This window comes from Luteolibacter sp. Y139, assembly GCF_038066715.1.
Taxonomy (GTDB): Bacteria; Verrucomicrobiota; Verrucomicrobiia; order Verrucomicrobiales; family Akkermansiaceae; genus Haloferula; species Haloferula soli.
Map to the genome: position 1 here is coordinate 315139 of NZ_JBBUKT010000008.1, position 22822 is coordinate 337960.

15 protein-coding genes are annotated in these 22822 nt (G+C 63.4%); 8 read left to right on the top strand and 7 right to left on the bottom strand.

Annotation, left to right across the window (positions count from 1 at the left end; translation table 11 throughout):
* The first annotated feature begins 203 nt into the window (after positions 1-203).
* Positions 204-3122 (top strand): RICIN domain-containing protein, encoded by a 2919-nt coding sequence (locus WKV53_RS20075; protein ID WP_341406580.1) that lies wholly within the window; start codon positions 204-206, stop codon positions 3120-3122.
* Positions 3123-3333: 211 nt separating this feature from the next.
* Positions 3334-3675 (top strand): hypothetical protein, encoded by a 342-nt coding sequence (locus tag WKV53_RS20080; protein WP_341406581.1) that lies wholly within the window; start codon positions 3334-3336, stop codon positions 3673-3675.
* A gap of 51 nt (positions 3676-3726) precedes the next feature.
* On the opposite strand, the gene WKV53_RS20085 is transcribed toward WKV53_RS20080, so the two are convergent.
* A complete protein-coding gene (locus tag WKV53_RS20085) occupies positions 3727-5616 on the bottom strand; it encodes a glycoside hydrolase family 97 protein (RefSeq protein WP_341406582.1) in 1890 nt (629 codons plus the stop codon).
* Positions 5617-5741: 125 nt separating this feature from the next.
* On the opposite strand from WKV53_RS20085, the gene WKV53_RS20090 reads away from it, so the two are divergent.
* A complete protein-coding gene (locus WKV53_RS20090; protein ID WP_341406583.1) occupies positions 5742-6434 on the top strand; it encodes an NAD-dependent deacylase in 693 nt (230 codons plus the stop codon).
* Positions 6435-6585: 151 nt separating this feature from the next.
* Here WKV53_RS20090 and WKV53_RS20095 read toward each other — a convergent pair whose 3' ends face one another.
* Positions 6586-7650, bottom strand: a complete 1065-nt coding sequence (locus WKV53_RS20095; RefSeq protein WP_341406584.1) for a 3-deoxy-7-phosphoheptulonate synthase — start codon at positions 7648-7650, stop codon at positions 6586-6588.
* Between the two features lie 167 nt (positions 7651-7817).
* Between WKV53_RS20095 and WKV53_RS20100 the strand changes: the two genes are divergently transcribed.
* Complete coding sequence (locus WKV53_RS20100) at positions 7818-8546, top strand: TlyA family RNA methyltransferase (RefSeq protein ID WP_341406585.1); 729 nt, start codon at positions 7818-7820, stop codon at positions 8544-8546.
* A 345-nt stretch (positions 8547-8891) separates the two neighbouring features.
* Here the strand turns inward: WKV53_RS20100 and hisH are convergent, their stop codons facing one another.
* From hisH to WKV53_RS20120, 4 genes are read right to left on the bottom strand one after another with little or no spacing between them, the layout of a single operon-like run.
* A complete protein-coding gene (gene hisH / locus WKV53_RS20105) occupies positions 8892-9518 on the bottom strand; it encodes an imidazole glycerol phosphate synthase subunit HisH (RefSeq protein ID WP_341406586.1) in 627 nt (208 codons plus the stop codon).
* On the bottom strand, positions 9515-10105 hold the full coding sequence (hisB, locus tag WKV53_RS20110; RefSeq protein ID WP_341406587.1) for an imidazoleglycerol-phosphate dehydratase HisB: 591 nt from the start codon (positions 10103-10105) through the stop codon (positions 9515-9517). The genes hisH and hisB overlap by 4 nt, the downstream gene beginning before the upstream one ends.
* A gap of 6 nt (positions 10106-10111) precedes the next feature.
* A complete protein-coding gene (locus tag WKV53_RS20115) occupies positions 10112-11176 on the bottom strand; it encodes a PTPDL family protein (protein ID WP_341406588.1) in 1065 nt (354 codons plus the stop codon).
* A 52-nt stretch (positions 11177-11228) separates the two neighbouring features.
* Positions 11229-13382: a DUF255 domain-containing protein gene (locus WKV53_RS20120; protein WP_341406589.1), complete on the bottom strand. Its 2154-nt coding sequence runs from the start codon at positions 13380-13382 to the stop codon at positions 11229-11231.
* Between the two features lie 105 nt (positions 13383-13487).
* On the opposite strand from WKV53_RS20120, the gene WKV53_RS20125 reads away from it, so the two are divergent.
* The 3 genes from WKV53_RS20125 to WKV53_RS20135 all read left to right on the top strand — a co-directional run bounded on the left by WKV53_RS20125 (position 13488) and on the right by WKV53_RS20135 (position 15217).
* Positions 13488-14288 carry a ParA family protein gene (locus WKV53_RS20125; protein ID WP_341406590.1) on the top strand — a complete coding sequence of 267 codons (801 nt, stop codon included), beginning with the start codon at positions 13488-13490 and terminating at the stop codon, positions 14286-14288.
* Positions 14275-14922 (top strand): hypothetical protein, encoded by a 648-nt coding sequence (locus WKV53_RS20130; protein ID WP_341406591.1) that lies wholly within the window; start codon positions 14275-14277, stop codon positions 14920-14922. Before WKV53_RS20125 ends, WKV53_RS20130 begins: the two co-directional genes overlap by 14 nt.
* A 121-nt stretch (positions 14923-15043) precedes the next feature.
* The gene (locus tag WKV53_RS20135) at positions 15044-15217 is read left to right on the top strand and encodes a hypothetical protein (protein WP_341406592.1); all 174 of its coding nucleotides are present in this window, start codon (positions 15044-15046) and stop codon (positions 15215-15217) included.
* Positions 15218-15283: 66 nt separating this feature from the next.
* Here WKV53_RS20135 and WKV53_RS20140 read toward each other — a convergent pair whose 3' ends face one another.
* Complete coding sequence (locus WKV53_RS20140; protein WP_341406593.1) at positions 15284-18775, bottom strand: ATP-binding cassette domain-containing protein; 3492 nt, start codon at positions 18773-18775, stop codon at positions 15284-15286.
* Positions 18776-19080: 305 nt separating this feature from the next.
* Between WKV53_RS20140 and ftsH the strand changes: the two genes are divergently transcribed.
* A complete protein-coding gene (gene ftsH, locus WKV53_RS20145; RefSeq protein WP_341406595.1) occupies positions 19081-21276 on the top strand; it encodes an ATP-dependent zinc metalloprotease FtsH in 2196 nt (731 codons plus the stop codon).
* The last annotated feature ends 1546 nt before the right edge of the window (positions 21277-22822 follow it).

Sequence of the window (22822 nt, forward strand, 5' to 3'; positions counted from 1 at the left end):
TTTGCATGCAAAGGGGAGATATCGTGCAGATTATGGAACGTGTTATGGCTATTTTGCGGAGAATGCCGATGGGGGTTGCCATATCAAGGCGACTTCATTTGGAATGTTAGTTCCCCTTTTGGGGATAACCCATGAAACCTAATAACCCATTGTACACGAATCGTCCTCCGCGAACGCGCCGGAGGCTCCTCATCAGTGCAGCCTTGATCGGAATATCCGGAATCGGGCTATGGCATCATAGGGCGAACTCCGTCCCACCGGATGCCCTCGGACAAGGCCAGGGAGATCACGCGAATGCGCCCAAGCGCGATCGCCACGTGGTCGATCCCGAAGCCAAGCGGATCGAGATGCTGGCGAAGCGCGGTGAAAGCGCGATCCCCACGGGCATGGAGGACACCCAAGGTCCTCCCGTCCCCGCCATGGTTCCCGAGCGCGAGCTCATCAGCTCGGGATGGAAATCGGATCCCGAGCCCGCGGTCGCAAACTTCGCCCAATGGGCGAGCGTCTACTTGGCCGGCACGGCAACCGATCGGACGCGGCTGGAAGAGAACGGCGTGAAGCTTGCCGCAGAGCGACGCGAGTTCTTGAAAGCCGAGATCGCGAAGGATCCACGCCGCGTTCTCGCCGATTCCATCCCGCTGGCAGTGCGGGATCAGATGCCGGCGTCGGTTGAAGCCCTGCTGGAAGACCGCGTCGATGGTTACGGCGACCTCTACTCGCTGCACACCACACCGGGCATGGATGGTCAGGGCGGTGCCCCGGTCATCGATCAGGCACGCGTTGGCGGCGAGAGCTACCAGGCCTTCCGCTATGGCAAGCGGACAAGCACTCCCTACATCAATGGCGGCTCACTCCACGGCGTCGCCATCGACAATCAACTGGCCGTGCTCGATAGCCCGCTGCGGACGCTGGAAACGGGCGAGAAGCTGCAGGGTTCCACGGTGAATGAGTATTGCCCGGTCTCCGAACAGACGGTGGCCGCTCCCGCGAGCAGCACGGTGGCAGGGACCGAGAAGACCCTCTTCCAGATCGGCACCGATCTCTACGGCACCTGCGAACCGGCACACGTCACGAACGTGGAGTCCGCCATCGTGTCCGGAGAACAGAATGCCGACAATACCGAGAAGACGCTGACCAACCACGACCTGCAGGCGATCTACAAGAAGAGCCTCACCGGCGGATCGCGGATCTATGCAGCCGGCGATGCCGGCGTCGGAGGATCGGGCGGCTACATCGGGAAGCCCCCGACGAGCCTGACCCACGGTGGGAAGAATATCCTGATCATGCGCGTCCAGCCGACGGACAAGCCATTTCCCTCATGGGCCACGGTTGCCAGCTTCCAGGACACGGTCACCCGTGCCGATGGCTGGGACGCCCGCATGCGTCGCATCTCTTATCAGAAGACATGGATCAATCGCGCCGATGTCACCCCGGTGATGACGCTGCCGCAGAACTCCGCCTACTACACCGGCAATGGCTACGATTGGGGCCGCTGGGCGGATGACTCGAAGGCCGCAGCTGCCGCGCAGGGCTACAATCTGGCGGACTACTCGTGCTTCGTCTTCGCGCACGAAGGCTACAGCCAGTTCGGCGCCGCCGGCTGGGGTGGTGGCGGAAACATCTGGTGCAATGGCAACTTCGATGTGCGCCTCTTCGTCCACGAATACGGCCACGTCTTCTGGCTGCCGCACGCGAACTCATGGTATGCCACCGATGGCAATCCCATCTCGCCTAGTCGCCAGCATCGCGAATACGGCGATGCGAACGATCCGATGGGCAATGCCTGGGGTGCGAACCAGTACAATACCTTCAACGCCTACTTTAAGAACTTCTGCGGCTGGCTGCCGGATACGGCCGTCCAGACGATCTCCCGCAGCGGGACTTACCGCGTCTATCAGGATGACGGAGGCACGGCATTGAACCGCACCCTGGCGCTGAAGTTCGGCCGCGACTACGAGTTCAACTACTGGATCTCCGTCCGTGGCGATGCCATCGCGCAAACGAACTTCAACAACGGTGCCGCCGTCATGGCGGTCTCCTCATGGCGGGCCTCGGACAGCAAGCTGCTCGATTTGAACAATCCCGGCGATGATAACCGAGACAACGCACCGTTGGCCGTCAACCAGACTTGGTATGACGCCGCAGCCGATCTGACGCTGAAGACCATCGCCGTCAGTGGCACGAACCCAAACCGCTATGCCGATGTCCAGGTGACCTTCGGTCCTCGAAATCAGGGCGGCTATCGCCCTCTGGTCAGCGGTGGCGTCTATCGCTTCAAGAATCGCCAGAACGGCAAGTACCTCGATGTCCCCGGTAACAGCTCGGCCGACAACGTCTCCGTGCAGGTGGCCACGGCATCCGGCACCGCATCCCAGAACTGGGTGGCGTGGCGCAATGCCGACGGCACCTACAGCTTCAACCACCAGGGCACGAACAAGTGGCTGGACGTGGTGAGCAACGGCGGCGGCGACGGCGTCGACGTCATCCAATACACCGGAAACGGCGGCGATGCCCAGAAATGGTGGGTCGCACAGAATCCGGCAGCCCATCTGTTCCTCGTCCACAAGGGCACCGATTCCAAGGTGCTCGATATGGACCCGAGCGGAGTCAACGATCTGCACCAGTGGGGTCACAACGATGGCAACTGGCAGCAATGGTATCCCGAGCTCGTCGCGATCGTGCCCGGCACCTACCGCCTGCTGCCGAAGCACGCGCAGTATCAGGCGCTGGACATTGCCGGCGTCTCAACCGCGAACGGTGCCCAAGCCCACATCTGGGAATACGTCAGCGGTGCGAACCAGAAGTATGAAGTGAGCAACCCCGTTGGAAGCTGGCTACGCCTGACTCCCACCCATGCGGTCGCCAAGGCACTCGATGTGAATGCCGCCGGCAGCGCGAACGGCACCAAGATCCAGCAATGGGATTGGTTCAATAACAATGCCCAGCACTGGGGCATCAGCCGCACCGACGGGAACTGGCTGCGCTTCACACCCGAATGCGCCTCCGGAAGCTGCATGGAAATCACCGGTGACGACACCGGCGTCGCAAACGGCAGCATAGTGCAGCTGTGGCAGTTCACCGGTGCCCAGGACCAGCAGTGGCGCTTCGCCGATGCGGAGTGATCTGCAATTTCCTCTCCTGTGCTTCATCAAGGCCTGCTCCGCTTCTCCGCGGGGCAGGCCCATTGCATCGCCGCTAACCTTGTTCCGGACATTGTTGAAATGATCTTCCGGGCCGGTGTTCGGTATGTAGGATGCGCGGATGGCAGTGGGAAGAAATAGGTGTGGAAGCGTCATTCGGTGGGCGGCGGTCTCTGCGCTGCTGGCGGGTGCGGTGGCGTGCAAACCCGCGAACAACGCATTGGCGCTCGGCGAGTATCGCGGAGAGAAGAGCGGGATCACCGAAGTGATCCTTCTGAAGAAGGACGGCGTCTTTGATCACAGTGCTTTCCGCGATGGAAAGCAAATCCTCAGCGAATCAGGGACCTTCACCGTCAGCCCGAACGAGGTCACCTTCGTGGAATTCACGGAAGTCTATGATGTCATAATGGATGCGATGAGACCGCCGGGGAAGAAGTTCAACTCCTACGCTTTCACCTACATCCGGGATGATGCCTTCGCTGAGTTGAAGGCCGATGATGAGCGGAAATTCGCCCTGATCCAGTGGCTGCCGTGAGCGAGAACGGGGACGATTCTCGAAATTTGAAGGGTTGGAGGATCGGGCGGATCAGGAATCTTGCTTGAGCACGAAGCCGCCGCGCGCCGGAAGCGTATGCGTCCACTTGCCAGTCGATGCTGGCACCGCCTGTTCGTCCAGACTCTTGAGAGCATCAGCCCCTTCCTGAACGAGCTTCCACCCCTTGTTACCGAAGCCAGACAAATCGAGCTCCACCGGCCGGTCGCCTGCAGTGCCATTGATCCCCGCAATGAACCAGGCATCCCCCGCACGCCTCGCAAGGATCACGGCGTTGCCGGGCTCCCCAATGAGACACCGCGTCTCATCCCAGCGGGCAGGCGCAGTCTTCAGAATCTCCCTCGCCGCAGCAGGAAACGCCTCATACGTCTCCGGCTTGTCAGCATAGTGGACGATGCCCGAAGTAAAGATCAGCGCGGTAGCCAACTCGTGAGCGGCGGTGTTCTTCCGCGGGTAGCGCTTCTCCGCGAGCCCCAGCGGCGTGAAGTCCATCGGCCCCGCGACATTGCGGGTAAAGGGTAGAATGGTCGCAAGCTCCGCGGCCTTCTCCGGATACCGCTCGTCATACATGTAAGACTCCTCACCAAGCACAGATTCCGCAGCGACGAAGTTCGGCCACGTGCGCTGCCAACCGCGTGGCAGCGTGCAGCCGTGGAAATTCACCAGCAGCTTGCGCTCCGCCGCATCGCGCAGCGTTGCTTCCATCGCCTCAAGCGCTTCCTGCCGATCCGTCGACCAGAAGTCGATCTTCACCCCGCGAATGCCGAGCGCGGCGATCTCATCCAGCCGGCGCTTCCTACGATCCGCATCGTAGAAGACCTCAGCATGGGACCAGACCAATAGACCCACCTTGTCCCGCGCGGCTTGCTCTGCCAGCGCCTTCGTGTCCGCCTTCTCCCAACCGGCATCGAGCAGCGAATATTCCCAACCCTGCTTCGCGGCATACGTGATGTAGCTCGAGTAAAGCTCGGTCTCGTTCCGCCGGTCCGGATACGCCCACCAGCTCCACGAGGCTCGCCCCGGCTTGATCCACGACGTATCAGCGATCTTCGACGGCTCAGCGAGATCAGTTACAAGCGTCGAAGAAAGGATATCGCCAGCGCTATCGCCGACCGCGATCACCCGCCAGGGCATCGTCCATGGCAGCGAGTGACGCGGCTTCACACCATGGCTGTATTTCACGCGTTTGGTTCCTTCATCCTCGAAGGGAAATGCGATCCGATAAACACCGCCGGATGAATCAGGCCCGAGGTGGCACGCACAATAGTTCTCACCCGTTCCGGACTCGGTGAGCAGCAGCCATGCGCCGGGCGTCTGAAAGAGCGCCGGAAAATACCAGCCGCGGGTATCGCCACCGCGCGAATAGGGCGGGGGATCGCCAGGTTTCACCGCGAAGTAGTAGTCCTCATAAGCGGGGCTGGAGGAACTCGATGCATTGTAGGGCGAGATCCATCCCTTCGCTTCACCCGGCACGCGGAAGCCGCTCGCTTCCTCATCCACCGTCAGTTCATCGCTCTCGCCTTCGAGCCGGTAGCGAAAAGCCACCCCTTCATTGCCCGCATCCAGATCGAGCTCCATCCTCGCGCCGCCCTCATTCGCAAGCGTGATGCTCAGTCGCCGATGCCCTTGATCCACCCGCGGCCGGATCCCGGCAAATAGTTCGTACTGCTCACGATGCTCTTCAACTTTGCTGGTAGAGATGACCTTCAGGCCCTTCGCGAAATCGTCGTTCCCCGCCTTCAGTCCCAGCGGCGAGGTTCCCAGCACCTCCTGGCCCTTGCGACTCACGCGATAGCTCGGCACACCCGCCTCATCCAAATCCACCGTGATCGTATTGTGGCCGTCAGGAGAAGCGAGCCTTGCCACTTCGGCAGCGGGGCAGACTCCAAGCAACAGCAGGGCAAAACTCCAAACAGGCCGCATGCCCCTCAGACGCCCCAAAGCACGCCGCCCTTTCGGCAATGACGCGTCCGGGAGGTCGCCCAAATATGCGACATCCGTTTTCCCATTGAGTTCATCGCACCGGGGACACAATGGTTGGTCCCGAAATGAACATCGTGATCCTCACCGGTGCCGGCATCTCCGCAGAGTCCGGGATCAGAACATTCCGGGACGAGGACGGCCTGTGGGAAGGCTACAGCGTGGATCAAGTCGCCACCAAGCTGGGCTTCGGCGCGAACCCCGAATTGGTGAATCGCTTCTACAACCTTCGCCGCCGCCAGCTCGCCGAGGTGGTTCCCAATGCCGCCCACACGGCTCTGGTAGAGCTGGAGGAGAAGCTCGGAAATGGCTTTCTCCTCATCACCCAGAACGTGGACGATCTCCACGAAAGGGCAGGCAGTCACCGCCTGATTCACATGCACGGCGAACTGCTCAAGTCGCGCTGCACCTGGTGTGAGATAATCTCGCCGTGCGACGGCGATCTTCATGCCACCGACTCCTGCCGCAAGTGCCGCCGTGACATGGGCATGCGACCGGACGTGGTCTGGTTCGGCGAGACTCCCTACGAACTGGATAGAATCGGCAAGGCCCTGGAATCCGCGGACATCTTCATCGCCATCGGCACCTCGGGCATTGTCGAGCCAGCATCACGATTCTCCATCAAGGCCAAGGTCTACGGCGCCAAGACCATCGAGGTGAATCTCAACGAAACCTCGAAGACCTCCGAGTTCGACGAGATCATCCGCGGGCCAGCCAGTGAAACCGTGCCCGCATTGGTAAGCCGCCTTCTCCAAAGCTGAACGCCGAAAGCTCGCGAGTCTTCCGGTCGCGTAGCGACCCAGGAAGGTAGCCGGGGACTTCAGTCCCCGGATTCCCGTGGCAAACGATTGGTGTCGCATCGCGACACAGGAACTAACGCCACGTGGCCGCTTCGTTCCTGAAACCAGTGCCTCAGAGCGCCCTCCGCGCCCGCACCGCCTCAGCAAACCTATCCAGCACCGCCACCGTATCATCCCACCCAATGCACGCATCCGTCACCGACTGCCCACGCGTCAGCTTGGAAAGATCCGGCACCAGCTTCTGGTTTCCTTCGACCAAATTCGACTCGATCATCGTAGCCACCACCTCCTTCGAGCCTTCCTCGATCTGCTTGCATAGTGCGTTCGCCACCAGCGGCTGGTTGCGATAGTCCTTCATCGAGTTGCCGTGCGAGCAATCGACCATCACGTGCGGCGGCAGGCCCTGCTCGCCGAGCATCTTCACCACCTCGGCAATCGGCTCCTTCTCGAAATTCGGTCCGGTCTTCCCGCCGCGCAGGATGATGTGGCAGGAGTCGTTGCCAGTCGTGGAAACGATCGCCGACACCCCTTGCTTGGTGACCGACAGAAAATGGTGCGGCCGCGACGACGATTGGATCGCATCCAGCGCGATTTGGATCGAGCCACCGGTGCCGTTCTTGAAGCCGACCGGCATCGACAGTCCCGAAGCCAATTCGCGGTGAACCTGGCTCTCCGTCGTCCGCGCACCGATCGCACCCCACACGATCAGGTCCGCAATGTACTGCGGCGAAATCGTATCAAGGAACTCGGTACCAGCCGGAATCCCCAGATTCGCCAGCTCTAACAAAAGTCCGCGAGCCACCCGCAGGCCATGGTTGATATCGAAGGAATCATCCAGCTTCGGGTCATTGATCAGGCCCTTCCAGCCGACCGTGGTGCGAGGCTTCTCAAAATACACGCGCATCACCACGAAGATGTCCTTCTTCAGCCGCTCGGCCTCTGCCTTCAGCTTCTTCCCGTATTCGATCGCCGCCTCGGGATCGTGGATTGAGCAGGGCCCCACGATCACCAGCAGTCGGTCGTCCTCGCCCTTCAGGATCGCCTCGCACTGCGAGCGGGCGTCGGCCACCAGTTCCGACGCTTCTTCCGACACCGGCAGGAAATAATTCAGGATCGCCGGTGAAATGAGCGGATTCAGGCCGGAAATGCGGAGGTCGTCGGTGCGGTGGCGGGTCACGCGCGGGAGGAAAGGGGAAGTCGCCGCCGTGGGCAAGTAGCGAGTGCAGAACGATTTGGGCGGAAAATCGAACCGCCCGGACCCTTGGTTCGCCAAGAAACGGCAAGGAATCGGGTTTCAAGACTTGGCGATCTTGGCGTCTTGGCGGTGAATCCTTCTCCCCAACCGTGAAGAAAGAACGAGTCGATGCCCTGCTGGTCGCCCGCGGCCTCTGCGAATCCCGCGAACAAGCCAAGCGCCTCGTTCTCGCCGGCGAAGTCCGCAGCGGCGACCGCGTCGTGGACAAGCCCAGCACCAAATTCCCCGAGGACGCCCCGCTGGAGGTGAAGGAAAAGCCGAGATACGTCGGCCGCGGCGGCCTGAAAATGGAAGGCGCGCTGGCCGCCTTCGGGATCGACCCCACCGGCTGGACCTGCCTCGACATCGGCGCCTCCACCGGCGGCTTCACCGATTGTCTCCTCCAGCACGGCGCGACGAAGGTTCACGCCATCGACGTCGGTACCAACCAGCTCGCCTACAAGCTCCGCACCGACCCCCGCGTCGTCGTGAAGGAGCAGTTCAACGCCCGCGGCCTCGAAGTCAAAACCCTCGGCGAAAAGGTCCGCATGATCGTCATGGACCTCTCCTTCATCTCGCTGACGAAGATCCTCCCCGCAGCCTTCGGGGTCCTCGAAGACGGCGGCTCCATCGTCTGCCTCATCAAGCCCCAGTTCGAGCTCGAGCGCGAAGACATCGGCAAGGGCGGTATCGTCCGCGACCCCGAACTCCATCAGCGTGCGGTCGACAAGATCCACACCTTCATTACCGAAGAACTCGGCCGGGAATGGAAAGGCCTCATCGACTCACCCATCACCGGCACCGACGGCAACCGCGAGTTCCTCGCGTGGCTGGGATAAAGGATCAGCCTAGGATTTTGCCTGATCTTGAGTGGTAACCCGGCTCGGCCAGCCTTCCCGGGTAAGCTTGTGAACGGTTCCATCGTCGGTCATCTGGCGGTAAGTCCCATTTCCCGCGGTATTGCTGCCAGCGACCTGATTGTATCGAGCAACGAATTGTGAGCGGAGTTCCCAAGTCAGGAAGCAACTTCGATGCATTCCCGCGTCAGAAAACCTCCAAAGCGGATCACTAGGTTCTCCAATGAAGTGTGAAGTGGCAACCAAGTCGTCCGCTCGTTGAAGGAGTTCGCTGCAAATGGGGCACCGGCTATGACCGAAAGCGATTATAGCCATTGTAGCAGACGGTTAGCCCTCCACCAGCGCCCTCACCTCCAGGAAATTCCCTAACAGCTTCAGCCCCGCCTGCTGGCTCTTCTCCGGGTGGAACTGCGTCGCCACCACCGCTCCCGAGCGGATCGCACTCGCGAAGGTCTCGCCATACTCCGTCGTCATCGCGATGATGTTCTCATTCTCCGGCACCGGGAAATACGAGTGCACGAAGTAGAAGTAGGGCTCGCCGCCAAGTCCTTCCCACATGGGATCCGCGAGCTTTACCGGCACCGCCGAGTTCCATCCCATGTGCGGGATCTTGCGGCCGTCTTCGGTGAAGCGCTGCACCTTCCCGCGGAACACGCCCAGCCCGGGCACGCCCGGAGCCTCCACGCTTTCCTCGAAGAGAATCTGATAGCCGAGGCAGATACCGAAGTAGGGCCTGTTAGAAGCGGCCCAATCCCGGATCGCCCCGGTCAAGCCACGCTTCTCCAGCTCGCCCATGCAATCGCCGAACGAGCCAACGCCCGGAAGGATCAAGTGCGTGAGCTCCTCCATCTCCTCCGCTGAGGAAACCAGGCTGAACTCCACACCCAGCGCCTGCACCGCATTGGCCACGCTGCGCAGGTTGCCTGCGCCGTAGTCGATGATGCCGACCTTCACAGTGCCTCCTTCGTGCTCGGAATGCCCTTCACCCGCGGATCGCGTTCACAAGCCTCGCGCAAGGCACGGGCCAGACCCTTGAAGATCGCTTCGGCGATGTGGTGGCCATCGCGGCCATACAGCACCTCCACGTGAATGTTCGCCCGCAAGTTCGACGCCAGCGCACGGCAGAATTCCTCCACCAGCGTGAATGGGAAATTCGGCGCCGACGGCGTGTTCGGCGCCGCGCGGAATTCCAGGTGCGGCCGATTGCTGAGATCCACCACCACGCGGGCGAGCGTCTCATCCATCGGCAGATAGCAGCAGCCGTAGCGGCGGATGCCCCGCTTGTCGCCCAGCGCTTCCCGCATCGCATCGCCGAGCGTGATGCCGGTGTCCTCCACCGTGTGGTGGAAATCGACTTCCAGATCGCCCTTGGCGTCGAGATTCAGGTCGAACAGCCCGTGCCGCGAGAACAGCGTGAGCATGTGATCGAAGAATCCGATCCCCGTGGAGATGCTGGACGTGCCCTCTCCATCGAGGTCGATGGAAAGGTCGATTTTAGTCTCCGCCGTTTGGCGGTTCTGGCGGGAAGAGCGGCTGAACATGGGAAATCAGTTGGACGGGGCAGGAGCAGGTGCCGCCTTCGTGAGGATGTCCACGTAGGGCTGCGGCAGGCTGGCGCTGCGGGCGTTCGAAAGGGCGGTGGACACATCCTGCTGCGTGGCGCCGGTCTTGGTCACGGCGGCCCAGGCGGCGTCATAGGCTTCCTCCGTCTTCGGCAGGTTGGCGGTCGGGGTAGTTTCCAAGCGGCGGATCTCGGTCTCCAGGTTGCGCTTGGTCTCTTCCAGCGGGGCCTTCACATAGGCATCGAGCGGCGGCCACTTGTGACCGGCGGCCTTGTCCTTCTCCAGCCGGGCCATGTACTCGTCCAGCTCCTCCTGGAGCGCCGAATTGCTCATGTTGCGGTCCGAGCTGGACATCGCGGCCAGTCCTTCGGCGCGCTTCTTCGTCCGCGCATCGAAGCTGGCGAGGCTGGAGCTGACAGCGGTGAGCTGCGCCTTCATCAGCTTCACCACGTAGGGAATATTCTCGCGGTAGGCGGTGCTCCCCTGGAAGCCGGTCTCCAGCTTCGTCCACGCACGCAGCGCGCTGACCGGGTCGCCCTTGTCAGCCGCGGCCTTCATCTCGGCGGCTTGGATGCCGGCATCCAGCGCATACGCCTTCGGCAGGCGGTCGTTGGCGGACATCAGCTTGCCTTCGAACTTGATGCCACCGGCGTTCACCACATCCATTTCCTTCTGCAGCGCCGCCAGCACCTTGAGCGCTTCACCCTTCTTCGGGCTCTGCGGGTACTTCTTGATGAATGCCTCCACCTTGTTCGCCTGTGCGTGATAGACCTCCGCGGTCTGCAGGTCCGGAGCGGGCACCAGCTTCGCGATTTCAGGGAACTCCGTCTCGTCCTTCCGCTCCGCGGTTTGGTTCACCACGTTCGCTTTCGGGACACGGCGCTCGTCCTTGATCGACTTGGTGACCTGCACCGAGATGATGTAGTCGCTCCCGTCTTCCTTGACGATGGTGCCCTCGAACTTGGTGCCATCCTTCAGCTCGAAGGTATCGGCCGAGACGCTGGCGATGGCGAGCAGCGGAAGGTAACGGAAAAGGCGGTGGGCTTTCATGATGGGCAAAACAATCCGACGCCTCCGGTGGGATGCGAGAGGAAAAATCGCGTCACGGTCTGGTAGTTGCGACCGCGGCGGCCAATTCGGCCGGATTGGCGGGGGTGACAGTGCTGCCATCCGGGCGGAGAATCTTCGCGGTAGCACCCTTCCCGATCCGCCTCGCGATCCGGTCGAGCGGCAATTTCGCGGCCGCCTCACGCCACTCCGCACTGGGATTGGCGGGTAGCTCGACGATCACCCGCGACCGGCTGAAGGAGGCTGCCAGCAGCGAATCGCTCACCACCACCGGCTGGCTTTCCAGCGGCGGCAGGGATCGGGCCAGCTTCGCCATTTCCGGCGGCGGCGGCTGTCCCAGCGCCTCCAGACGAGCCGCGTTCATCCGCATCAGGCCGGCGGTGGAGTCGTCGAAAAGCATGATTCGGTCGGTGAGGGGGAGCGTCAGCGGCGTCGAGGCAGGCCGTGCCTCCAGCAGGCGGCCGTCCTTGTCGGTGAATTGCTCCGCCACCACCGTCGCCAGATCTCCGGCCCAGAGCCGCCACGAGTCGTCCAGCGTCACCTCGGCCAAATCCAGCGCCGCTTGAATGGCCAGCGCATAGGTGAAGGCCCGCGCATCTCCGACTGCTTCCGGGACCGGCGGGCCTTGCTCGATCAGCAGATTGTCCTTGGAAAAGGCTTCCCGCGACCGTTTGGCGAGATTGAGCGCCTTGTCCCGCCAGGCGGCCTCACCCGTCGCCGTGAAGAGGGCCACATAGGCGGACACCATCCGGAAGCTCGGCGAGGCGGCTCCTGCGGTGGCCGGTGCTGGCTCCGGCGTCCTGGCGCGGCGCGCCTCCAGCAGCTTCTTCCGCCCGCTTTCAAGCAGTGCTGCTGCCTGCGCCGCATCCACCTTGGCCTTGGCTGCCGCTTCCGCCAGTGGCACCCGCGCGCTGAGCGAATTCAGCCGGAAAAACTCCTTCATCGGGTCCGCCTCCATGGCCATGTTGCCCAGATCCTGCACGCCACAGCGCGCCTTCCACAGCGCGGCCTCTTCAGGAGTCAGGGCGGCATCGATTTGTTCGCGACTCCACAGCAGGTTGCGCAGGTTCGTGGGTGCCGGCTGGCGTTGGTTGGAGAAGAGCCCATCCTGGGTCGAGTATTGCTCCTCGGCGAATTTCACCGCACCTCGCGCCACTTCGAGCGGTCGCGCCTCACCCGTTGACGCCTGTAGGCTGACCAGGGCCCGCGCGGCCCGAGCCTGCGTCATGCAGGTCCTCTGCGGCAGCGGGAGTTCCCACGAATTCCCGCGCCGGATCGAATAAACGCCGCCATCCAGCGGATCGACCATCGCGCTATTGAGCACATGCTTGCCGAAGCCCGTCACCGCCTCGCGGCAACGTCCGGCCACTTCCGCCGGGATCGCCGGATCGTTTGCGGACGAGGCCAGGCACTGCAAGCTCCCCAGCGGAAATAAGCCACCGGCACCCGAAAGGATCCCGATGTCTGCCTCATACTGGCTGCTCAGCTGCCGCGTCATCCGGATCAGGAAAGCATCGCGCCCTGCGGCATCCACCACCGCGTCGGGGAGAATGATCTGCTTCAGCCGCCTCTCATGGTCCGTCTTGCTGTTGCGGAGCGTGAAATCAGGATCCTCCGTCCACATTTTCGTGACCAGGTCGATCGCCTTGTCGAAGACATCCCGGAAATCACCGCCATTGGGCTGTCCGCAAATGATCGGCCGCCACGCGACCTCGCTGCCTTCCGGCGACATCACCAGCAGGAAGGGGAAGCTGAGGCCGCTCGACTTGCTCTCCTCGCTCAGCAGGGCCGCAGCCACGCCGCATTCGCGAGCGGATTCCAGGTCCACTAGCACCGGGATGAATTCCCCGTTGAGCCGGGACACGCATTTCGGGTCGCGGTCGATCGCGTCGAGCGCCTCCAGACACCCCGGATACTGTGAGCTTCCGACCAATACCACCACCAGTCGCTTGGCATCCGCCGCCCGCTTGAGCAGCTGTGGCTCCCACTGCTGCCAGTGAACCGGCGAATCCTTGCGGGCGGCCAGCAGGCCCTGAGGACCGTTGACCATCCGGTTGACCTGCATTTCCGGCGCCAGCACGGGCGGGGGTGCCCCGGCCTTTCCAGCGCTAATCTCTTCTTTCCGGCAGGAGGAAAGGGAGACCGTCAAGGCGAGCAAACCGACGGCGGGAAGACTGGCTTTCGTCATGGAAGGGAAGGGGCTGATGCGTGGCAGTAGCAGCTTGCAGAAAAGGCTTCCGTGCTTACAAGCCCTAGCTAGGCTGCGGCAGCGAATTTTCCGTAACCAAACAGTGTGATCAGTATTGCGGTTTCCAGTCAGAAAGGAGGCGTGGGCAAGACCACCGCCTCGATCAATATGGCTCATGCCTTCGCCCGTGCCGGGCTGCGAACCCTGCTCGTGGACGCAGATCCTCAAGGCTCGGTGGGGCTCTCGCTGACCCGCCAGTCGCGCATGCTTTCCGGCTTCTACGACTACCTCGCCGATCCCGGTATTCCGCTGGAGCGGCTGCTCGTCCCGACTCGCTTGGAAACCTTCACCTTGGTCGCTGCCGGCCAGGCCAGCGACTACGAGGTCGGCGGTGCTCCCACCGGCGCTCACCTCGCCCGCGTCCGCGGTTTCCTCCGCGCCGTCGAGGCCCGCGGCTTTGACATCTGCCTCATTGATACGCCCGCCGGTCTCTTCGGTCTCACCGCGGATATCATCGCCTCCAGCGATGCCGTGCTGGTCCCGCAACAGGCCGAGCCTCTCGGCATCCGCTCCGTCCCGAAGATGCTGGAAGGACTCAATCGCCTCCGCGTCATCCATCCGCGACTCATCGTGCTCGGCGTGCTGATGACCATGGTCCAGAACGACATGGCGGAGAGCCGCGAGTCCGTGAATGCCCTCCGCCAGCTCCTGCCGGGCGATCTCGTGCTGCGCACCATGATCCCGCGCGATGCCCTGTTCGTGAAGGCCAGCGCCCGCGGCCTTCCCGTCGGCGTGCTGGAAGACGGGGCAGGGGCCTTGGCGGTCTTCGATGCCCTGCGCGCTGAAATCGAAGCCAAGCTCGAACGTTCCGGCCACACCTCCCTCCGCCGCGATGGATCCGCTTGAACCATGGGTCGATGCCTCGGCGGTCCGCCGTCTCGCCGAAAGCCTGCTCGCTGATCGCAACGAGCCGGCAGTAGCCGACTCGCCGGACGCCGGCTTCGGCACCGACTTCGTCGGCTTCGCCGGTGGCGCACCACGACCGGTCGCTTCACCACCACCAGCGCCTGCACCGCTCGCGGCCCAGGTTCGGGATTTGCCGGACGATGAAGTCTTCGAATCCGAGCTGGATGATTCTCTGCCCCCGGTGCCTGCGCCAGCACCCGTCGAGCCCCTCCCGCCCGGCCGCGGCCCGCTGCTCGTCCGCCTCGCCCGTTTCCGCGATGCCCTGATCCGCCACACCGGTGCCCGCGGCGTCTTCATCCTCGATCGTGAGGGCAAGCCCGTCATGGAAGACCCCGCCTACGCGCGCATGCACTTCCTCGCCCGCAGCCTCGCCCAAGCCTACCGCCCGGTCGCCGGCCAGGCCGGCAACGTCCACGTCAAAATCGGCGCGAACGAAGTCCTCGAAGTCGTCCCCGTCGAAACCCCCTTCGGCTGGCTCGTCCTAGGCACCGTCGTCCCTCGCCCGCTCACCGCCGTCGTCGTCGCCGAAATTGCCGCCGCGCTAAAGCAAGCCGCGACGCCGGAAGGCGCGTGAGTTCGCAGCCATGAACGTCAACGGCTTTCCCCTTCGTTGTCCCCATTGTGGTGGCGATTCATTCAAGCGAAGTCGGCTGCCCATGGGTGGTCCCGGGTTGTCCCTCTTTGGTTTCGAATTGATGGGCGAGGATGCTGTGGTTTTCACCTGTCGCACCTGCAATCGCATCGAGCTGTTCGGCAGCGCCCACACGACCGAAGTCGATCTTCGGGGTAAGTCCATCGACTGCGATCGTTGCGGCACCTTGATTCCTGCGACCGCTGGCGTTTGCCCGAATTGCGGCCAGCCAAAGTGACGCGTCATCACTCTCCCAAACACTCCAATTGATGATTGGAAGATGGGTGATTGATGATTTCCCCACCTACCTCGTCCGCCGGTTCTGTATCCCCAGCACCGCGGACGTCGCCAGTCCCGTCCCGAAGATCACCATCAGCAGGATCGTGCTGTCGTAGTCGACCGTGTCGTGCCACACGCCACCCACCGGCTTCTTCAGCGCCAGGAAGATGTGCCGCGGCTTGTCTTCATTGCGATAATCGAGCCGGAAAGTCTCGGCTTCGCGGACCAGCAGGTCGATGCGGTCGTTGACGAAGAACTCCGTGAGCGGGCGCGCGCGCGGGTCCTTGGACCGCACCTTCAGGGCGTCGATTTGCAGCCGGTTCCCGCCGCGGGCGAGCAGCGTGATCTGCTCGGCCATGTCCTCGGCATCGCTTGCGGTGGCCGCTTGCGCGCCGCCCAGTTTGACCAAGCCTTGCAGCATCAGTTGCAGGCGTTCCTCCACGCCGGGCTCCAGCGGGCTGGGCATCTCCTTGATCCCATCGATCCGGCGCTGGATGCGGATGCGCTCGAGTTCATAAGGATTCCGGATCGCCTGCGTCACCACCATCGCCTCATACGCATGGCGCAGTGGCATGAAATCCGAAGGCACCGGCACTCCGCCGCGCTCACGCTCGATGCCGCTGTTCTCGAAAAGCCCGCGGTTCATCTCGCGGAAAGGAACCAGCGCCCCGGCCAGCAACATCTGCGGCACCAGCAACAGCGGCACTGCTGTTAGGGCGGCCCGCTCGGTCTTCACGATCGACGAGACCAGCAGCGCCAGCCCGGTGCCGGTGCAGGCTGTTAGAGTCATCCACATCCACTGGCTCGGCACCGTGCCGCGGATCTCTAACAAGAAGTGGCCGATCAGCGTGTAAACGAAGCACTGCGCCGCCGCGACCAGCCCCAGCGCGCAGAATTTCGCCGCCACGTAGAGCAGGGGATTCGCCCGTGAATTCCGCTCGCGCCGCAGCACCGGACGATCGCGCAGGATCTCCGTGGCCGAGTTCGTCAGGCCCAGGAACATCGCCACCGTCGCCGACAGGAACAGATATGCCGGGATGTGCAGCGCCGTGGGAAACTCATACGCGCCTTGCTTCGAGGAGCGCAGCGTCACCCCGATCAGCATCGCCAGCAGCGGCGCCTCTAACAGCGTCGAGTAAAGCGTCCCCCGGTTGCGGAACTTCGAGAGCAACGACCTCTCGAAGTAGGTGGCGAACTGCGCCCACGCACGCTTCAACCGCCGGCCGACCCCGGGCGCGGCATGGATTGAGGACAGCGAGGCGTCTTGCGCGGTCTCGATGCGCGACGGCGGAGCGGTGTCGCCCAGCGCATGCACCAGCGATTCACTCTCGAAGCGCTCCTGCCAGTAGCTCGGCGGGAAACGCCGCGCCGCCGACGGATTCTGGCCACCGCCGATCTGGGCGAGGGGAGTCTCCAGCACATCGAACACGAAGTCCGCCCCGAGCGGGATATTCGCGGCGATCGCCGGGTGCGAAATCCCCAGCTCATCCGCCGTCTCGCGGAAATACGCGATCATCGCCGCCGGCGAACCGAAGAAGGCGACCCTGCCACCGGTATCAAGCAGCAGCACCTTGTCGAAAAGGTTCATCACCGTCGCTCCGGGACGATGCAGCGAGGCAATCACGATCTTGTCTCGCGCCAGCGAGCGCAGCGTCTCCGCCACGTGCTCCGAGTCCTTCGACGAAAGCCCCGAAATCGGCTCATCGAACAGGAAGACCTCCGCCGGACTTCCAAGGTCCAGGCCCAGGTTAAGCCGGCTCCGCTCGCCACCGCTGAGCGTCTTTTCGCCCGGCGATCCCACCCGTCGCCGGGCGATCGCCTGCAGCCCGAGCTCCGCCAGAATACCATCCGCACGCCGCGCGATTTCCTCGGATGAAAGGAAAGGCCGCCGGATCGTCGTCGCGTGCCGTAAATGCTCGCGCACCGTGAGCTGCGGATTGAGCGCCTCCTCCTGCGGCATGTTCGCGATGAAGCGGATCAGCTCCAGCCGGTTCTGATAGAGGGACGATTCATTGAGCCGGACGCGGCCGCGGCTCGGCTCGAGCTGGCCCGCCAGCACCGACAGCAGCGTGCTCTTTCCGCTGCCGCTGGGGCCGATGATGCACATCATCTCCCCGCGAATGATCTCGAAGTTGACGTTGTCGAGCGCTCGCACTCCGGGCACGAACTGATGGATCAGGTCCTGAACCTTGAGCGCCTCGATCAGGTTCCGCTCCTCATCGATGATGCCCTCGCTGAAGCGGCAGCGCAGCGCCTGCGTGCGGGAGAGCCGGATGATCGTGCCATCGCGCAGCGGCGCCGAGGTTTTCACCTGCACGCCATCCGCAGTGATGCTGCCTTCCGCCTCGCGGACGAAGAGATCGCCGGTCCGGCGTTCGGAGTCGAAACGGATCCGCAGCACCACCCGCGGCGCGAAGCCCGGCGCCAGCAGCATGTCGCCGCTTTCCAGCACCGACGGGTCGTTCGAGACCCGGAAATCGCGCTGGTCCGGCTCCATCCGGAATCGCCCGCCCGCCTCGACCCGTCGCCGGCGCAGCGCGTCCAGCGTGATCGAGACCCCCGCGGGATCGGAAAGCCGTTGGTGGTGATCGCAGAAAACCGGCCTGCCGGGAAACAGCGGCCCCATCCCCTCGATGATGAACTTCGTCGGCCGCAGCGCCTCGATTTCCGCCTTCAGGCCGAAGCGCACCCGCACTTCGCTCTGGCGGCTCCGGGCGCGGGCGCTGCTCAGGCCCTCGTCCGTGCTCGCGAGGAAAATGGCGGCGGTCTTGCCCGTCAGTTTGACGTTGAGGAAGGAAATCAGGTCCTCCGCCGTGAGCGTCCAGCCGGGCAGCACGATCTGCTGGCGCTCCCGCATCCGCAGGAATGCGCCGCTTTCCAGCGATCGTCCCCGCACCCACAGCGGGTGCTCGCCGGTATTTCGCACCAGCACCAGATCCGCCGCCCGGTAGACCCGGAAGGCATAGCCGATCGCTTCCGCAGGCAATTCCACATCGACGGAGTCCCCGAGGCCAAAGACGACCCGCTCGAATCCCGGATGCTCGCTAGCCTCGTCCCCGGACATTTCCGCCAGGATCTGCCGCGCATGATCCGGCCGGCCGAGGCGGCGTAGGAAAATCTCAAACGAGCTGCGGCTGCTCTCCGAGCGGCCCACCGCATCCACCAGCGTGTAGAGCTGCAGGCCCACTGCCATCTTCTGGGAGTCGTCTAGTAACTCCCTCAGATCCAGTGCTGTGCGTGCCAGCGGCTTCTGCTCGCGCACCGCCCGCTGGACCCGCCGGGCCAGCCAGCTGTGGTCAGCCTCGGGGAAGGCGCTGCGCAGCAGATCTAGAATCAGGTCCGCTTCATCGGCATCCAGCTGGCCGTCGATCGTGGCGAATCCCGCGAACGCATCCACCAGCAAACCGAGCACCCGCGAGGCGTTGTTTTTGGCCACCCGGCGCTTCGCCCACCACGTCTGGTGCACCGGACCCTTCCGCGGTTCCGGGGCCTCATCGGGAGCCGTGTCGTGATCCATCCGCGCCATCCATGGCAAACCCTTGCCGCACCGGCAAGAGCGCCGGAAAAAATTGGGTTTTCTTTCGGGATTATAGCGCTACCCTGTCGCGCCCTCTGCACTGTCTTCCCCGCTGATGCTCGTTTGCCTGCGGCGACCGGAAAAGGGCGATTTCCTCATCAATCATGTCTGACCCGTCTCAAAACCGTCCGCCGCAGGGTTCTGGCGCGCGCGGACCGAACGACCCGCCTGGATTCAACTGGCGTCTCGCAATTCTCCTTAGTGCCGCGTTTCTCATCCTGGCCCTTGCTGTCTTCAGCAATGGGATGAGCTCGACCATCCAGTCCCTGTCCTTCGCGCAATTCCGCGAGAAATGGGACCAGGGCTTGGTCTATCGCGATGACGCGAAGTTCCCGCTGAAGGTCACCACTCAGGACAGCGCCTACAATGCGGTCATCACCGGTTACCTTCGCAATTCGCCCGAGCGTGGACCCGGCGAGGAGCCCGGCACCAAGCCGATCCGCGCCACCGTCCGCACTCAGGATGTGCCCGCCATTCTCGGCCAGTCCGTGGCGTTCCGCCTGACCAGCGAAGCCGCTCCAGCCCCCGGCGTGGAAACCGTCGAGCTTTCCGAAGCCGGTTTCCGCCAAGCCGCCGCGCTCGGCGAGATCAAGTCGCTGGATAGCAAGGGCCCGCTCACCGTCTACTCACCGGACGGCAATCTCGCCGTGATTGTGGCCAATCGCGAGATTCCCCCGACGCCTGCTGCCCCCGCCGACCCGAAAGGCGCCGGCCCCAAGCAGTTCAAGGTGATCGCCCCGGTGATGATGCTCGGCGAAGAGCTCGGTAAGCTCCTCAATGACAACGGCATCTACGAGGCTAACAACGACTTCCTCAAGAGCGCCATCTTCACCTTCCTGCCGGTCCTGCTGATCGTGCTGCTGCTGTTCTTCCTGTTCCGCCAGCAGATGAAAGCCGCCGGCCGTGGCGCGATGTCCTTTGGCAAGTCCAAGGCCCGGCTGCTCACACGCGATCATAACAAGGTCACCTTCAAGGACGTGGCCGGCATTCAGGAAGCCAAGGAAGAGCTCTGGGAAATCGTCGATTTCCTCCGCGATCCCCGCAAATTCCAGAAGCTCGGCGGCTCGATCCCGAAGGGCGTCCTCATGGTCGGCCCTCCGGGCACCGGCAAGACCCTGCTCGCCCGCGCCATCGCCGGCGAGGCGGACGTCCCGTTCTTCTCGATCTCCGGTTCTGACTTCGTCGAAATGTTCGTCGGTGTGGGTGCTTCCCGCGTCCGCGACATGTTCGAGCAGGGCAAGAAGCACGCTCCTTGCTTGATCTTCATCGACGAAATCGACGCTGTCGGCCGCCACCGCGGTCACGGCATGGGCGGCGGTCACGATGAGCGCGAGCAGACGCTCAACCAGCTCCTCGTGGAAATGGACGGCTTCGACACCCAGGAGGGCGTCATCATCATCGCCGCCACCAACCGCCCGGACGTCCTCGACCCCGCGCTGCTGCGCCCCGGTCGTTTCGACCGCCAGGTCACCGTGTCCCTTCCAGACGTGAATGGCCGCGAGGAAATCCTCCGCGTCCACGTGAAGAAGATCAAGCTGGCCCCCGGAACCGACCTCGGGATCATCGCCCGCGGCACCCCCGGCTTCTCCGGTGCGGAACTCGCCAACCTGATCAACGAGGCGGCTCTTCTTGCCGCCCGCCGCGGACTCTCCGCCGTCACCATCGCCGAGATGGAAGAAGCCCGCGACAAGGTCCGCTGGGGCCGCGAACGCCGCAGCCTCGCCATGTCGGACAAGGAAAAGACCGGCACCGCCTGGCACGAGGCCGGCCACGCCTACCTGAATATGGTGCTGCCGCACACGCACCCGCTGCACAAGGTGACCATCATCCCGCGTGGCCCGTATCTCGGCGCCACCATGTATCTGCCGGACGGCGATAAATACTCCACCCAGCGCAAGGAAGCCCTCGCCAACCTCGTGATGACCATGGGCGGCCGCATTGCGGAGTCCTTCATCACGGGCGACGTCTCGAACGGTGCTTCCGGCGACATCCGTCAGGCCACCTCCCTCGCACGCCACATGGTCTGCGAGTGGGGCATGAGCGACAAGCTCGGCATGATCGAATACGGCGACGGTGACAACCCGGTCTTCCTCGCCCGCGATGTCTCGCGCAGCCGGAACTACTCCGAGGACACCGCCCGCGTCATCGATGCCGAGATCAAGCGCTTCATCGACGAAGCCTACGATCACGCCACCGAGGTCCTCACCACCAACAAGGACAAGGTGGAGCTCATCGCCAATGCTCTGCTTGAATACGAGACGCTGGACGCATCCCACATCCGCGACCTCATCGAGACCGGCGAGATGAAGAATCCGCCCAGCGCGCCCAAGCCACCACCGGTCCCTGACGAATTCCGCAAGAAGCCCGCCGCCAAGCCCACCGAGGACAAGCCCGACGACGGCGGCCCTCTCCCCGGCGAAGTCGTAGGCGCCCCGGCCTGACCGCCGAACGGCGAAATCTGAAATTCCCAAAGCGCGGTGTGGATCGTCCACACCGCGCTTTTCCTTTCCACCGGGCGCCGGGAACAGCGCGTTCGAGCCACCAAAGGCGCAAAGGGCAGGGGACATCCGCACCCCAAGCCCACTGGGAGCGCGGGATTCATCCCGCCCGAATAGGTCCCCACGGCCTCAACCCACCAAGCCCCCCCGGGAGCGCCGGTCTCCAGGCCGGCCGAACGGTCCCCACGGCCTCAATCCACCAAGCCACCGCCGAGAGCGCTGGTCTCCAGACCGGCCGAACGGTCCCTCATGGCCCGCCAAAAAGTCCCGCCCCTGAGGAGAGGGGACACTCCTGTCCCCTAGTCCATCCCTTGTCGCAGCTCCTCATCCCCAGAGGAACGCCCCATCCCTCTCCGTCCCAACGGGACGATTCATAAAAGCCCGGCACCAAAGTGCCGGGACACTTGCCCTCCAGATCAGCGTCCCAACGGGACGCCTCATGCGGGGAAGAGCCCGAATACCCCGCCAGCCTCCCCTTCATCTCGTCGCTCACTCCCAGCATCGCGACGACCTCCGCTCCAGCCCCTCGACCTCGCAGTCTCAAAGCATCCCTGCAGCTCGCTCCATGCGCCAGCAAAGTGGTCCGCACACTTCGTGTGCGGCAACCGAACCACCCTGAGCGCTCCGCTATCCCCCAATTACGCCCGTATCTCCCTACCTCGGGACCGCCAGCCTCTAGACCGACCACTCCTCCAGCACCACTCCTCCAGCACCACTCCTCCAGCACCACTCCTCCAGCACCGCTTCTCCAGCACCGCTTCTCCGGCACCGCTTCTCCGGCACCGCTTCTCCAGCACCGCTTCTCCGGCACCGCTTCTCCAGCACCGCTTCTCCAGCACCGCTTCTCCAGCACCAAAGGTGCGAAATCCCTCAGCCCAGCCCATCGGGCTGGGTTTCCAGTGCGTAGCAACGGCGGCCTGAAGGGCCGCGAGACCGGCAAAGCTGATTCCCGGAATCAAGGAGGCCTCTTCCAGCAGCCTCTCCCCCTGAACGAACCGGACCGCAAGGGAAGGGGACTGCCCTCTTCCAGGCACCACATTACACCGATATCGCCCACTCACCCTCCACCACCGCTTTTCACCATTCCCGAACCACCCTCCGCCCTACTCGTTCGCCATCCCTCGAACCTTGAATTTCAGCGCCTCACAGCGCCATTCATTAACTACTATGAAAATAGTAGTTCGCGTCACGCAATCCATCACACACCCCGCAAACCAAGCAAATACAAGGCGCGCAGCCCCTCCGAGGGGATTTTCACCCCCGGATTTGCGCCCAATCCCCGCGATTTCCCACCTACGCCGCCTCTAGTAACAAGATCCCCGCAAAAAAGTTCAGAGCCCGAATCTCGCAAAATCAACGTGTTGCGCGGATTGGGCGAAAAAACTCCGAAAAAGCATCACGAAAGGTATTGACCCCCGGGGTCCGGGCACCTTAGGTTCTCCCCGCCGCGCGGCACCAAGCGCGGCGCGAGAGACGGGAGTCGATCGCG